Below are 14,986 nucleotides of genomic sequence, written 5' to 3'. Positions count from 1 at the left end.
CGCATGAAGGGCCATATCACAGAGCCCAAAGCGGACAAAGCACCGAATGATACTGGTTAGGCCTCTGGCCTAACTGAAGCATCACCACTAATTGGAAAGGAGAAACGCAGCTCAACTAAACCGGCAAAAAACAACATTTTCTAATCGGCAAAAAATGTCATTTTATCGTCGGCGTTGACAACTGTAAAACACACGATGAAAATTCGCCAGTTAATCACGGGAAAGGCCGTTACTAAAACTGATAAGTCGTTGAATCAAACCCCACATGCTTAGCGACTTGATGGTCAATGTTGGCATAGAGCGAATTGGTGACTTCTTCCTTGATTAAAGGAGCAAGTGTTTCGGCAAATTTTGCTGTGTACAGCTTGGCAGCTAAATCACCAAATTCTTCCGGCTTTGCGCTAATCAGGTTTTGCTCCGTTGAACCTAAGTCAACGGTTTCAAGCGCACGCAAAACTGCAATTTTGAATGCGCGCTCGCCATCAACCTCAAAATGTATGTTCAACTGGTTGTCCATCTAAATCATCTCCTATCGGATAAGGTGATTATCTCACGAAAAAGGAAACGATACCAATACCGCTGGAAAAATGGAGAACAGCGGCAATGGTATGACTTTATGATTTAGCTTCCGCCACGGCTGCACGTTATTTGCTGCGGACCTGGGGAGCGATCTGCAGCAAATCAAAGGTATACTGGTAGTCAGTAAGAGCAGTAATATAGCATAAGCATACCCAACAGACGCTTGGCGTTGTATCGGTATGGTTTATCCTTTATAATTACAGTCAGCGCTTCCACTACAACTTGCATTTTCCATTCAAAGGAGGACCTCCCATGCTCAACCCCTTAATCATCGGCCACATCATCTTCGGTCTCGCTTCATTCGCCGGTGCGCTGCTGCTCGCGGCGGGCTTCAAAGATACTTTCCACACCCTCACCAAGCTCCAACAGTCCGGTATTATCCTAACGGTAACGGGCTTGTTTGCTACCTTGGCGTTTGCCATGGGGGCTAACGGCAACTGGCTGGCGACGATTGTTTTCGTACTGATCGGGGCGGCAGCGCTTGGGCTGCTGGTCTGGCCGGGGCATCAGGCGTCGCGTAATTAAGCGGAAGGGCGACATTTTTTAGCGAAAATCTAATTAGGGTATAGACATAAAGTCCACATGGTGCTATATTTAATCGTGCCAGGACCCCTAGCCTGGCGCAATGCAATTTCCCTAATATTTTCCCTCCCCAGAGAGAATAGACAGACGGTCCTCCGCGTGCAATCGGAGGGCCTTTTTTTGCGCCAAAAAAGTCCCCTGCGAGCGCAGGAGACGTGTTTAACAAACAAGCTGTTAGATTGGCTGGGTGGCAAAGCTTTGGGCCTCCAGGACCTTCAGAATGACACCAGCGGTGTCCAGACTGGTCATCAGGGGGACGCCATGTTGGATGGCGGTCTCGCGGATGCGGAAGCCGTCGCTGGTACTTGTGCGGTCCAGGGTCATGGTGTTGATCACCAGTTGCAGGCGATGCGCGGCAATGGCGTCCAGAATGTCATCCGGTACTTTGCCGGCGTCTGCCCGGGCATTTTTTTCACTCTTTGGTTCAGACACTTTAGCCATTGGGATCACCCGGATGCCGGCTTCTTTCAGCACTTTTGCGGTGCCGGTCGTGGCGGCAATCTGGTAACCGACTTCGTGGAAACGGTGGGCCAGTTTGATGACTTCTGCCTTATCGCTGTCTTTAACGGTCAGCAATACCGTACCAAAGGCGGGGAGGTGGGTGTGGCTGGCTTCGAAGGCTTTGTACAGTGCTTTAGCCAGTGTTGTGTCGCTGCCCATGACTTCGCCGGTGGACTTCATTTCCGGTCCGAGCAGGCTGTCGACATGGTTCAGCTTATTAAAGCTGAAGACGGGTGCCTTGACGTGGATTTCGCCGTGGTGCGGCTGCAAACCTGGCGTGTATCCTTGGTCAATGAGTGACTGACCGAGAATGGCCCGGGTGGCGACTTGGGCCATGGCAATATTCGTCACTTTGCTGAGGAAGGGAACGGTCCGGCTGGCCCGGGGGTTGACTTCGATGACATAAACCTGATGATCATGGACAATGAATTGCACATTCATGATACCGATGCACTTCAGCGACCGAGCGAGCTCCGTCGTGTAGGTGGTGATCTGGTCAATAATATGCTGATCGAAATGCTGGCTGGGGTATACGGCCATGGAATCGCCGGAATGGACTCCGGCACGTTCGATGTGTTCCATGATTCCGGGAATCACGACATGGTCGCCGTCGCACAGGGCGTCGACTTCGCATTCCCGACCGACCAGATATTGATCCACCAGGACGGGGTGATCGTGGGAAACGGCGACGGCCTCATCAATGTAGTGAGCCAGTTCGCCAGCGTCGTGGACGATCTCCATCGCCCGGCCGCCCAGCACGTAGGAGGGTCGGACCAGGACGGGGTAGCTGACCCGTTCCGCGACAGCCAACGCTTCATCCTTGGTGGTGGCAGTGCCGCCCACCGGTTGGGGGATTTCCAGTTGCTTGATGACCGCATCGAAGAGATCGCGGTCTTCAGCCCGGTTCAAGTCAGCCACTTGCGTGCCGAGGATCTTAACGCCATGGGCAGCCAGCGGTTCAGCCAGATTGATTGCTGTTTGCCCGCCGAATTGAACGATGACGCCCAGGGGCTTTTCGACATCAATGACGTTCAGCACATCCTCCAGGGTCAAGGGTTCAAAGTAGAGCTTATCAGAAATTGAAAAGTCGGTCGATACGGTCTCGGGGTTGCTGTTCATGATGATTGCTTCGTAACCGGCGCGCTGAATAGCCTTGACGGAGTGGACGGTGGCGTAATCGAATTCCACGCCTTGGCCGATTCGAATTGGACCGCTGCCGATGACCAGAATACTGGGCTGGGCGCTGCGGCTGCTTTCGGTTTCCTGTTCATAGGTACTGTAGAAATACGGCGTTGTGGAAGCAAATTCGCCAGCACATGTGTCGACCATTTTGTATACCGGCAGCATTTTGTTGGTCACCCGCAGCTGACGTACAGTATCCATATCCGTATGCCATAACTGGGCGATAGTTTCATCCGCAAAGCCGTTGCGCTTGGCCTGGTGCAGCACTTGGACATCCTGGACATGGTCGCGCAGATCATTTTCCAGCTGGACGATATGTTGGATCTTGGCCAGAAAGAACGGGTTGATGTGGGACAGTTCAGCCACTTCCGGGACGCTGTAATCCCGCCGGAAGGCTTCGGCCAGATAGAAAAGCCGTTCGTCTGTCGGGGTGATGATATGGTCTGACAGATCCTGTTCACTAATGTGCCGGTATTTTTCGCGATATAGATGGATCGCACCGACTTCCAGGGAGCGGGTGGCTTTCAGTAGGCTTTCTTCCACGTTGCGGCCAATGGCCATCACTTCGCCGGTGGCTTTCATCTGGGTGCCGAGGGTGCGGTCGCCGTTTTCGAATTTATCAAACGGGAAGCGGGGAATCTTGCAGACGACGTAGTCCAGCATCGGTTCGAATTCAGCATAAGTGGATTGGGTGATGGGGTTCTTGATCTCGTCCAAGTGCAAACCGACGGCGATTTTGGCCGCCATTTTGGCAATGGGATAGCCGGTGGCCTTGGAGGCCAAGGCACTGGAACGGGACACCCGGGGATTAACTTCAATGATGTAGTATTGAAAAGAATTCGGGTCCAGTGCCAGCTGCACGTTGCAGCCGCCTTCGATTTTAAGGGCCCGGATGATGCGCAGCGAGGCATCCCGCAGCATTTGGACTTCCTTATCGGTCAGCGTCTGCACCGGGGCGAAAACGACGGAATCGCCGGTATGCACACCCACCGGGTCAAAGTTTTCCATGTTGCAGACGACCATGGCGTTATCGGCCGCGTCGCGCATCACTTCGAATTCGATTTCCTTGAAGCCGGCGATGGATTGTTCGATCAAAATTTGGGTCACGGGGCTCAGACTCAGGCCGTTTTCGGCGATCGTTGCCAGTTCCTCATCGTTATGGGCAATGCCCCCGCCGGTACCGCCCATGGTGAAGGCGGGACGGATGATGACGGGATAACCGATTTGGTGGGCGACCTGATAGGATTCGTCCATAGTAGTCGCAATGTGGGATTCGGGGATCGGTTCGCCCAGGTTTTGCATCAATTCTTTGAATTTCTCGCGGTCTTCGGCTTGATCAATGGCGGAGAGTTTGGTGCCCAGCAGTTCGATGTGCAGGGCATCCAGAATGCCGGTTTTCGATAATTCCATGGCCAGATTCAGACCAATTTGGCCGCCCAGGGTGGGCAGGATCGCATCGGGCAATTCTTTGCGCAGGATGCGTGATAGAAATTCCACGGTCAACGGTTCGATATAAACTTGATCGGCGATTTCTTTATCCGTCATGATCGTGGCCGGGTTGGAGTTGACCAGCACGACTTCGTAACCTTCTTCCCGCAGGGCAAGACAGGCTTGGGTGCCGGAGTAATCGAACTCGGCGGCCTGGCCGATGATGATTGGGCCGGAACCAATGACGAGAATCTTGTGAATATCTTGCCGTTTAGGCATGGGTGGCGACTTCCTTTCTTTGCTGCTGGAATGTGGTCATCATATCCATGAAGTCATCGAAGAGATGGTTGGCATCATGGGGGCCAGGGTTGGCATCCGGGTGGAATTGGACAGAAAAGGCGGCGTATTCTTTGTGCCGCAGTCCTTCCACCGTGTGGTCGTTGATTTCTTCGTGGGTGATCAGCAGTCGAGTTTGGTCAATGGAGTCCGGTGACACCGCGTAGCCGTGGTTCTGACTGGTGAAATCGATCCGGCCGGTGGCAATTTCCCGTACTGGATGGTTGAATCCGCGGTGGCCGAATTTCATTTTGAAGGTATCGGCGCCGTTGGCCAGGGCAAAGAGCTGGTGACCGAGACAAATACCGAAGAGCGGCATTTTTTGTTCAATCTCACGAATCATCGGCAGGGCGTAGTCGACGCTCTTGGGATCGCCGGGACCGTTGGACAGCATCACGCCGTCGGGATCCAGGTGCGCGATCTGGGCGGCGGAGGTGGTGGGCGGTACGACGATGACGTTGCAATCGCGTTTGGTCAGTTCCCGCAGAATACTTTGCTTGAACCCGAAGTCTACGACGACCACTTTCTTGCCGGTGCCGGGTACGGGGAAGGGCATCGGGGTCGCGCTGGTGCTGACTTGGTTGGTGGACAGCTGGGTGGTTTGCAAACGGGCCAGGGCCGCGCTGTCGGCGTGGTCCACCAGCATGGCCTTCATGGTGCCGGCAGTCCGGATCTTCTTGGTCAGCGCGCGGGTATCCACGCCCTGAATGCCAGGAACGCCGACTTCTTTCAAATACTCATCCAGGGTCATTTCTGACCGCCAGTTACCGGTGACTGTGGCGGCCTCCCGGACGACAACGCCTTGGACGGTGGGGGTGATGGTTTCGAAGTCATCCCGGTTGATGCCGGCGTTGCCGATCAGGGGATACGTGAAGACGATGATCTGGCCGTTGTAGCTCTGGTCCGTGAGGGTCTCTTGGTACCCGCTCATGCCGGTATTGAAAACCAATTCGCCGATGTGTTCGATGTCGGCGCCTAGAGCTTCGCCGGTGAATACGGTGCCGTCGGCTAATACTAAATCGCGTGCCATTGAATTAGTGACCTTCTTTCTGTTGATCATAAACCAGGCGGCCGGCAACGATGGTGGCTTGGGTGCGGCCGTAAACCGTTTCGCCGATGAAAGGTGAATTGACGCCCTTGGAGAACCAGGTGCTGCTGTCGATTTGATAGGGTGTATCTAAGTCCATGATCGTCAAGTCCGCTGGCGCACCGATTTGGATGTGGCCGGCGGGCAGATTAAACGCGGCAGCCGGAATGGTGCTCATGCGCGCCACCAGCTCCGGCAGACTCATCCGGTCGCTGCGCACGAATCGGGTGTAGAGCAAGGCAAAGGCGGTTTCCAGACCGACGATCCCGAAGGCGGCAGTTCTCATTGTGCCGCCTTTATCCGCCAGGGTATGGGGCGCGTGATCCGTGGCGACCATATCCAGGGTACCGTCCAGCAGCCCTTGGACGACGGCCTGCCGGTCAGCGTGGCTGCGCAGGGGCGGATTCATTTTGAAATTCGGATCATCCCCGGTGATGTCGGTATCTTCCAATAATAAGTGGTGGGGCGTGACTTCTGCCGTGACATGCACGCCGGCCGCCTTGGCTTGGCGAATCAGGTCAACACTTTGGCGAGTCGAAATGTGACAGGCATGGTAGTGCACGCCAGTCGCGGCGGCGAGGTCTAGGTCCCGGGCGAGCTGACTGGATTCAGTCTGGTTAGACATACCGGGCAGTCCGAGTTTATCGGCGACAGGCCCAGCATTCATTACGCCATCCCCCCGCAGGCTTTCATCCTCGATGTGGGCGGCCAGCGGCGCTCCGGCGGCGTGGACGCCAGCCATGGCGGCCATCATCGTGGCGGCATGCTGCACGCCGACGCCGTCATTAGAAAAACCGAGCACACCCATTTTTTTGAACTGCTCAAAATCCACTAAGCGGTCGCTGCGCAGGGCATCCGTGATTGGGGCCCATTGATGGACGTGGACGACTCCGGTTTGCTTATTTTTAGCCAACAGCGCGGCGAGGTCGGCGGCGTTATCCGGCACCGGGGTCACGTTGGGCATGGCGACCACGGTGGTGAAGCCGCCATGGGCCGCGGCTTTGCTGCCGGTGGCGATGGTTTCTTTAGCCGTTTGGCCGGGATCGCGGAAGTGGACATGCACATCGACTAAGCCGGGCAGTACGGTACGGCCAGCAGCATCATAAACGGGTGTGCCAGCGGCCACTGGCAGATCCGTGCCGATGGCGGTGATTCGGCCATTTTGAATGCGAATATCACCATTGAAAGTTTCCGGTCCGACGACATGGGCGTTTTTGATCATTAAGTCTTGGCTGGTCATCGTTATCTCCTTACGGTTGCGGCTTGTGAGGCAGGGACAGCACCGAATTGGCGAGCCTGCATGACGGCTTCGAGCATCGCCATGCGCATGTAGACGCCGTTGTGCATCTGCATGAAAATTCGGGATTGCGGGGCTTCTACCAGGTCGGAGGCGAGTTCCACGTCGCGGTTGACCGGCGCTGGGTGCATGATGATTGCGCGGGGCTTCATGGTGGCAGCCAGGGCATCGGTGATACCGTATTTGGCGTGGTAGTCGGCGCGGGAGAACTCAGCGGTCTCGCCGCTGTTGAAGCGTTCCAGTTGGACCCGCAGCACGTTGAGTACGTCGACTTTCTTGACGAGTTCAGCAAGGGGCAGGAACGGGCCAAATTGCTTGTATTCCGGTGAGAAATATTTCTCCGGACCGGAGAAGAAGACGTTGGCCCCCAGCTTCGTCAGCATCTCGGCGTCGGAATGAGCGACCCGGGAATGGCTCAGGTCGCCGACGATGCCGACATTCAAGCCGGCAAAACTGCCGAATTCCTCGTGGATGGTCATCAGGTCCAGCATCATCTGCGACGGATGCTGACCAGCGCCGTCGCCGGCGTTGACGATGGCCAAGGTCGGGCTGGCAGCCAGCAGCGGTTCGTAGTAGGCGTCGGCGGGGTGGCGCATGACAGCGATGTTCACACCGATGGCCGCCAAGGTCTTGATCGTGTCGCTCAAGGTCTCGCCCTTGCTCACTGACGAGTGGGCCGGGTCAAAAGGAATGACCGTCAGCCCCAGTTTGCGCTCCGCCATTTCAAAGCTGGTGCGGGTCCGGGTGCTATTCTCAAAAAACAAATTAGCAGCATACACCGGGCCGTGTTCGGGCACCGGGGTGCCATTCTTGAACGCCTCGGCGCGGTCGATCAGCGTCATCGCGTCGGCGGGGGAAACCTGGTGGGCAGATACAAAGTTCATAAACATTGATGGGTTGCCTTCTTTTCTTAAATTGGACCCAGGTCCGGCTGGCGGCGTTAACACAGAGCAGGGCGCAAACAAAAAAGTCGCCCACTACCCAGTTGTGGATAGAAGGCGACCCTAGTCGATCTGTCTGTGTGCGGCGCACCGCGACCTTCTAAGCCTCTCTGGACTCAGTTAAAGGTTCTTAAATTGTGTTCAGCATACCGAATCCAGCGGCCGCTGTCAATGACAACTTTTGCCGAACATTCGCCAATTTACGGTGTGTTTACAATTTTATGCCGAATTTACACGCTGTTTACTGAAACCGGGACATATCGTGAAGTACACCCTGTACACTGAGAGTTGTTAAGAAATGACACAATAACTCAATGAGGTGTGAAGAATGAAAAAGGGTATTTTAATCAGTGCGATCGCGCTGACAGTTGCTGGTCTGCTGGCCGGCTGCGGGAGTCAGAGCGCATCCACAAAGTCCAGTACGGCTAAAGGGTCAACACAAACGAGTACCACGTCGGGGAAAATCGTGGCCGTTGGTTCCACTGCGTTGCAGCCCTTGGCGGACGCTGTAGCCAAGGACTTTCAAGATAAGAACCCTGGCGTGACGATCAATGTTCAAGGCGGCGGTTCCGGCACTGGTCTGGGCCAAATCGCCCAAGGCTCAGTGGACATCGGTAATTCCGATATTTTCGCGGAACAAAAGGGCGGGATCGATGCCTCTAAAGTCGTCGACCACCAAGTGGCCGTTGTCGGCATGGGGCCGGTCGCAAACAAGGATGCCGGGGTCACCAACCTGACCATGGCCCAATTGCGCGATATCTTCACCGGGAAAGTCACCAACTGGAAAGAAGTCGGCGGCAAGGATCAAAAGATCACCGTTGTTAACCGGGCTGAAGGATCTGGTACCCGGGCGACGTTTGAAGCCTCGGTCACGGACGGCAAGGCCGCAGTGAAGTCTTTGGAACAGGATTCTAACGGCACGGTCCAAAAGATCGTCGCTACGACGCCGGGCGCCATCAGCTATCTGGCCTTCTCCTACTTCAAGGATGACCTGCAAGCCTTGAGTATTGACGGGGTAAAGCCCACGGACGACAACGTCACTACCAACAAGTGGAAGATCTGGTCATACGAGCACATGTATACGACTAAGAAACCAAGCAGCGCAACGAAAGCATACATCAAATATATGCAATCCACCGCAGTCCAGGACAGCGCTGTTAAGAAGCTGGGCTACATCAGCATCCACAATATGAAGGTGGTGAAGTATGCCAACAATAAAGTAACGGACAAATAGTCCCATCTCTATCTCTCATCTCCAGAATTTTCTCTCTCAAGAAATTCTGATCACTACGAACGTGCGGCAGCAAGGCGGATTAGGTCTTGCTGCTTTTTTGTTTGAGGGCGGAGGCTGCCTAAGGTCAAGTCGTTTTTGTTTAAAAAAAGGCTTGCCTAACCCCTGGTCTTTCCCGTATAATAATTCAAGTCGGTAAGACATGGAGGCTTAGCTCAGCTGGGAGAGCGTCTGCCTTACAAGCAGAGGGTCACAGGTTCGAGCCCTGTAGCCTCCATCATACGGGTCCATCTCATTTACATGAGATGGGCCTTTTTTCTACCCAAAGTCAAGCCTATCAAGGAATTTCTTTTCTTGATTCGTTATTGATTCCTACAAAGTCCTTGGTTCGGGTCCTCAGGAGAATGTAGTGATGCTTCTGAAGGGTCCTTGAGGTACACCAAACAGAACTTTGCTCTTTCGGTTTTTGAACAAAGCCTATAGAATGGAATTGTGCATGACGGCTTTGCTTACCTGCCTAGCGAGGCTTTCTGGTAGTCATAAGTCTGATTGTGCATGACAAGGTGGTAAATAGTTCTGATGAGGCGGGAAACCGCCGCAATGGCAATCTTCTTAGTCCCTTTCGACTGAGAAGATTGTTTTTTCTTTTCGTAGTAATCAACGATGTGGTTGGGGTGGTTAGGCAGCTTAGCGACCGAATCCATGGTCCCAATCATCTTGAACAGGATCTTACGGGCGTAGGGATTACCCCGCTTGGAGATGTGATCGGCTGCCTCGTAGTTGCCGGATTCATAGTGTCGCAGATCAATGCCCACGTATGAGTTGATCTGATTAGTTGTTTGGAAACGATGAAGGTCACCAAACTCGGCCAGCAAAGTGACTGCCGAAGTATCTGCCACCCCTGGCAAAGACTTCAAGATGTCCAGTTCCGGCAGTTCTTTCGCCAGATCAAGCATCTCGTTGATGATGTGCTGCTTCTGGGCGGAAAGCCGAATAAGTTCACCTGCGAGGTACGTCACCTGGTTAATCTCAGTTGGTGCGGCGGAAACAGCCGGTGCGGCAGTAAAGGCGCTATCACTCAGCTTCTCGGCGATTCGTTGACCATGAGACTCGGACAAAGTCCGCTTCGTCAGGTGGCGGATGGTCTCTACCAGTTGATCAAACGGCTCATGAGACTTCAACAGTAAATCTGGATGCGGGAAAGTTTGTACCAGTCGCCAATAAAACTCACCATCAGTGCTGCTCATCACATCTTCCAGCTCTGGAAAGGTGAGTTGTAACGCGCGATGCAGGCGATTCTTGGCGGTTACCATATCACTGTTGATCTCCTGGTAAAAGCGCTCTTCATCCATCAGTTGAACATAAACCGGATCCTGCACGTAAGTCTTAGCCCGTTGTAGAATTAACTGGCTTTGGGCCAAGCCAAGGGCATCCATCTGGTCGGTTTTGCGCCGGTGCAGGCTGCCTATCGCGGCCAACTCCTGTTTAGCCTTCAGTGGGTTGAGTTGCGTGTACGCGACAGCGTGCGTCTGTAGAAAGTGCTGTAAGCGGCGCGAATACACACCGGTCGCTTCGAATACCACGTCGGGAAACTCATCGCTGATGCTGTACTTATGGATTAATTTGAAAATCGTGCCAAAACCTACCAAATCATTGCTCACCTTGCAGGCCTCAGCTTCTCTTGTCACCTCACCATCATTAACGACCACCGATACATTGGCGGTCTTTGAACTAACGTCCAAACCAATTGCAATGCGCATAACAACTACCACCTTGTCTTTATGAAGTTCTCCACTGCGTCCTGGAAATCTACTTTTCAATACACGACGTCAAGCGTCCATCAGACTACGACCAGACTCAGCAGAAACAGTGAAGCCGCCATTTTTAGTTACGACATCAAGTGCCAAAAAGGCTCCTACGACGTCGACTTCACGCTCACTTTACCTGAAAGGAAAAGTGATGAACATCGATCCCGCCGGATCAATATCCATCACTTAAGTTAGTCTGTTTTAGTACCCAGTACCGAGGCATCTTTTGATACGATAGAGACAAACAGAAAAGAGGAATCACGCGGATGATACAAATCAAAGCAACCACGCCGGTGTACGACCTGGTCCATGCCCACCCCGACATTGTGGGCATTATGGTGGACATTGGGTTCACCCGCATCGCCGATCCGGCCGTGCTCAATACCGTTGGCCACTTCGTTGATCTGCGCAAGGGCGCGCGGTTGATGCAAATTTCCCTAGCCAAGGTCAAGCAAGACTTTGCGAAGGCGGGATATGAGGTGGTTGATAATGACCAATAGCCCGTTACCTGTACATAACAGTGCCTGGCGTCAGCACCGGATCGTCGAGATTCTGGAATTGCTGCACCATGGCGGTTCCTTTGAAGAAGCCAAGAAAATGTTTGACGACTCCTTCGACGGTGTGGACGTTGCAGAAATTACCACGGCGGAGCGCCAGTTGATTGCCAGCGGCTTGAACCCAATGGAGATTCAGAACCTGTGCAACGTTCATGCCGCAGTTTTTCGGGGCAAGATCACTAACGACAGCAAAACCCCAGAGGAACAGATCCCAGGCCACCCCGTCCAAGTGATGAAGCTGGAGAACACGGTCCTCGCGTCGCTGCTCAACGATGAATTACTGCCGACATTGAAGAAATGGATCCAGGACGGGGCCGACAACGACTATTTGCGCCGTTTGCGCCACGCCCTCAAAGATTTGGCCACAATCGATCATCATTATGCCCGCAAGGAAAATCTGATTTTCCCCATCATGGACAAACTCGGCGTCACGGCGCCGCCCAAAGTGATGTGGGGCGTGGATGACGAGATCCGGGGGCTGATCAAACAGGCTAATCAGTTAATCAATACGGACCCGCTGCCGGATAAGTATGTCATTGAAGCAGCGGTGCAAAAGGCGGCCAAAGAAGTCGACGAAATGATCTTCAAAGAAGACGCGATTTTGCTGCCGATGGTGCTGGAAATATTCACCCCGGCGGATTGGGGAACGGTGGCTGCAGAGAGCGGGCCGATCGGCTATACGCTGATTGCGGAGCCGCTGCCCTGGCAGCCGACTGAGGCGGAACTGGCGGCAGCCCCCAAACGGAACTCCGCGCTGGCCCAGCAGTTGAATGAGAGTGCCCAAGAGCTGGCGGCAGCCCAGGCGCCGCGGCCGGCCGCGCCGCCAGCGCCAGATACGGCGGCGGTGATGGCCCAACTGCACGGCGACGGCGAAATGCCGGCCAAGAAAAAAGATCCGCCGACGCCTCGGCGCAAACGGCGCCAAGCAGCCTCCGGACCTTTTATTTCCCATATCACTGCCGACGCGGCCGGCAATGTCCAAGTGGTTTTGCCCACCGGCAGTTTCACCCTCGCCGAGCTGACCAATATCTTGCGGCTGCTGCCGTTTGAGATGACCTTCGTGGATGCCCAAGATACCGTCCGCTGGTTCAGCGATAATCCCGATCGGGTTTTTCCTCGGACCACCGCGGTGATCGGCCGCTTGGTGGTGAATTGTCATCCGCCCAAGAGCGTGGATAAGGTCGAAAAAATTCTCCAAGATTTCCATAGCGGCGCCCGGGATCATGCTGATTTCTGGATCCATTTCCGGGGGCATTACATGTACATCCGCTACTTTGCGATTCGGTCGCTGGAGGGGACGTATCTGGGCTGCCTGGAAGTCTCTCAGGATATCGATCCGATCCAGGCCCTGCAGGGCGAGCAGCGGCTGGACAGTGCCGATTAATGGATCAATAAGCAATACACCACACTGGCTAAGGTTAGAATGCCTCCGGACCAATAGGTTTTACCCTGGGGCATCATGCCGATCAGCGTCGCTAGAACGGGCAGAATTAAGGCTAAGATTGCCAGGTGCGCCCAAGCGAGGCCGATGGCGAGAATCGCGGCTGAGGTCGCCACGGCGATCGTGAGCCGAATCGGCCCGCTGCTGATGCCTGCCATCGTTTCGTTCGCAGCGAGACTGAGGAGCAGGATCAGCGGCCAAAACAATGCGGGCAGGTAAAGCCCACCCTCAGCCACGGTGTAGAGGACGATACTGAGCAGGAATGGCGCCAAGCCGTAAGCAATTACCGGCAGCAGCTGCTGTTCCAACGGCCGGCGGGCGAGGGCCGGCGGTGCGAGCCAGAGGACAGCGGCCAGGACCGCCAGCACCGGCATGAACCAGTTGCTGGTCAACCCGGCGAGCACCCCCAGCACCAGATTGAGTCCGAGCCAGAGAATGATCAGATTGGTCTTAGGATGGCGGGGCAATAACCATTCCTGGTATAAAATGTTGGCAATAGCCGCCAAAGAAACCAGGGTCAAAGCACCCCAGCGGGCAAAGTGGTTATTCTGCCAAGCCAATAACCAGGGCGCCGCCAACAGCACTCCGGCACAGCCGGCTAGATGGAGCCATTTTTCGGTTGTTGTTTCGGACATGGAACGGGCACCTGCTTTTCTAAAAACTTCCCTTCCATCATACCGTAGTCGGCAGCCTCTGGCGAATTGGATTGTTGGTATTTGCTGGTAAATGTGTTAATATTGGCAAGTTACAATTCCCGATAGGTGACGGCCGAGGCCGTGCCTTGTAACCGAAGAGGGGGAAACCATGGAAAAACGCTTATTCACTTCGGAGTCTGTCTCCGAAGGCCATCCGGACAAGATCGCTGACCAGATCAGCGACGCGATCCTGGATGCGATTCTGACCCAAGACCCGCAGGCGCGGGTGGCGGCCGAAACGGTCGTCTCCACGGGCTTAGTGCTCGTGACGGGAGAAATTTCAACCACGGCTTACGTGGATATTCAACACATCGTTCGCCAAACGATCAAGGATATCGGCTATACCGATAATCGGATCGGTTTTGACGGCGACAGTGTGGCAGTGCTTTCCGCTATTGACGAGCAATCGCCGGATATTGCCCAGGGAGTCAACGATTCTCTGGAAGCGCGGGAGCAGGATACGGATCCGCTGGACAAAATTGGTGCTGGCGACCAGGGTATGATGTTTGGGTATGCCACCGATGAGACACCGGAATATATGCCGCTGCCCATCGAGCTGGCACACAAACTGATGCGGCGGACGGCGCAAGTACGCAAGCAGGGAATCATCCCTTACCTGCGTCCGGATGCCAAGGCCCAGGTGACTGTGGAATACGGCACCGACGGCAAGCCCGCCCGGGTCCATACCATTGTTTTAAGCACGCAGCACGATCCTGATGCGACACTGGACCAAATCACTGAAGACGTGACGGAGCATATCATTTTGCCCGTGATTCCGGCCAAGTGTTTGGACGGAAATACCCGCATTCTGATCAATCCCACGGGCCGCTTTGTGATTGGCGGCCCCCAGGGGGATTCTGGGTTAACCGGCCGGAAGATCATCGTCGATACTTACGGCGGAGCGGCTCGCCATGGCGGTGGGGCGTTCTCAGGAAAGGATCCGACGAAAGTGGACCGCTCGGCTAGTTACGCCGCTCGTTATATTGCGAAAAATGTTGTGGCAGCCGGATTGGCCCATCAGATCGAACTGCAGATTGCGTATGCTATCGGGGTGGCCGAGCCGGTCTCCTTGGCGGTGAATACCTTTGGGACCAATACGGTGCCGGAGGACGCGATCGTGCAGGCCATCCGGGATAATTTTGATTTACGACCAGCCGGCATCATCAAGATGCTGGACTTGCAGCGGCCGATTTACAAGCAGACCGCGGCTTATGGTCATTTTGGACGTACAGATGTCGATTTACCGTGGGAGCACTTGGATAAAGTGCCTGCGTTGAAGAAATTATTGCCTGGCAATAACTAATTCAGTAACCGGCGAGTT

12 protein-coding genes and 1 tRNA gene are annotated in these 14,986 nt (G+C 54.6%); 6 read left to right on the top strand and 7 right to left on the bottom strand.

Annotated elements, in window-relative coordinates:
• Positions 1-232: 232 nt before the first annotated feature.
• Entirely contained in the window at positions 233-517 is a 285-nt protein-coding gene (locus H627_RS0110875; RefSeq protein WP_027828982.1) for a hypothetical protein, read from the bottom strand.
• Between the two features lie 314 nt (positions 518-831).
• Here H627_RS0110875 and H627_RS0110870 point away from each other — a divergent pair, with 314 nt between their 5' ends.
• Entirely contained in the window at positions 832-1,104 is a 273-nt protein-coding gene (locus tag H627_RS0110870; protein WP_027828981.1) for a hypothetical protein, read from the top strand.
• Positions 1,105-1,335: 231 nt separating this feature from the next.
• Here H627_RS0110870 and carB read toward each other — a convergent pair whose 3' ends face one another.
• The 4 genes from carB to H627_RS0110850 are packed head-to-tail and all read right to left on the bottom strand — an operon-like array spanning position 1,336 to position 7,882.
• Complete coding sequence (carB, locus tag H627_RS0110865) at positions 1,336-4,551, bottom strand: carbamoyl-phosphate synthase large subunit (RefSeq protein ID WP_027828980.1); 3,216 nt, start codon at positions 4,549-4,551, stop codon at positions 1,336-1,338.
• On the bottom strand, positions 4,544-5,638 hold the full coding sequence (locus H627_RS0110860) for a carbamoyl phosphate synthase small subunit (RefSeq protein ID WP_027828979.1): 1,095 nt from the start codon (positions 5,636-5,638) through the stop codon (positions 4,544-4,546). Before H627_RS0110860 ends, carB begins: the two co-directional genes overlap by 8 nt.
• A 4-nt stretch (positions 5,639-5,642) precedes the next feature.
• On the bottom strand, positions 5,643-6,935 hold the full coding sequence (locus H627_RS0110855) for a dihydroorotase (protein WP_035440743.1): 1,293 nt from the start codon (positions 6,933-6,935) through the stop codon (positions 5,643-5,645).
• A gap of 2 nt (positions 6,936-6,937) precedes the next feature.
• Positions 6,938-7,882, bottom strand: coding sequence for an aspartate carbamoyltransferase catalytic subunit (locus tag H627_RS0110850; protein WP_027828977.1), 945 nt, complete (start codon positions 7,880-7,882; stop codon positions 6,938-6,940).
• Between the two features lie 379 nt (positions 7,883-8,261).
• Between H627_RS0110850 and H627_RS0110845 the strand changes: the two genes are divergently transcribed.
• Both H627_RS0110845 and H627_RS0110840 read left to right on the top strand, forming a co-directional pair.
• A complete protein-coding gene (locus H627_RS0110845; RefSeq protein ID WP_027828976.1) occupies positions 8,262-9,167 on the top strand; it encodes a phosphate ABC transporter substrate-binding protein PstS family protein in 906 nt (301 codons plus the stop codon).
• Between the two features lie 201 nt (positions 9,168-9,368).
• A tRNA-Val gene (locus tag H627_RS0110840) sits at positions 9,369-9,441 on the top strand.
• A 232-nt stretch (positions 9,442-9,673) separates the two neighbouring features.
• Here the strand turns inward: H627_RS0110840 and H627_RS0110835 are convergent.
• Positions 9,674-10,924, bottom strand: coding sequence for an IS110 family RNA-guided transposase (locus H627_RS0110835; RefSeq protein WP_027828975.1), 1,251 nt, complete (start codon positions 10,922-10,924; stop codon positions 9,674-9,676).
• Between the two features lie 314 nt (positions 10,925-11,238).
• Between H627_RS0110835 and H627_RS0110830 the strand changes: the two genes are divergently transcribed.
• Both H627_RS0110830 and H627_RS0110825 read left to right on the top strand, forming a co-directional pair.
• Positions 11,239-11,472, top strand: coding sequence for a DUF1858 domain-containing protein (locus H627_RS0110830; protein WP_027828974.1), 234 nt, complete (start codon positions 11,239-11,241; stop codon positions 11,470-11,472).
• A complete protein-coding gene (locus H627_RS0110825; RefSeq protein WP_027828973.1) occupies positions 11,462-12,913 on the top strand; it encodes a DUF438 domain-containing protein in 1,452 nt (483 codons plus the stop codon). The genes H627_RS0110830 and H627_RS0110825 overlap by 11 nt, the downstream gene beginning before the upstream one ends.
• Here H627_RS0110825 and H627_RS0110820 read toward each other — a convergent pair.
• Positions 12,910-13,605: a hypothetical protein gene (locus H627_RS0110820; protein WP_027828972.1), complete on the bottom strand. Its 696-nt coding sequence runs from the start codon at positions 13,603-13,605 to the stop codon at positions 12,910-12,912. The two genes, H627_RS0110825 and H627_RS0110820, sit on opposite strands and share 4 nt — an antisense overlap.
• Positions 13,606-13,774: 169 nt before the next feature.
• Here H627_RS0110820 and metK point away from each other — a divergent pair, with 169 nt between their 5' ends.
• Positions 13,775-14,968, top strand: a complete 1,194-nt coding sequence (metK, locus tag H627_RS0110815) for a methionine adenosyltransferase (protein WP_027828971.1) — start codon at positions 13,775-13,777, stop codon at positions 14,966-14,968.
• Positions 14,969-14,986 lie beyond the last annotated feature (18 nt).

Source organism: Schleiferilactobacillus harbinensis DSM 16991 (assembly GCF_000425885.1).
GTDB lineage: Bacteria > Bacillota > Bacilli > Lactobacillales > Lactobacillaceae > Schleiferilactobacillus > Schleiferilactobacillus harbinensis.
The sequence above is the reverse complement of the archived record's forward strand: the minus strand, read 5'-3'. Positions and strand labels throughout refer to the sequence as shown.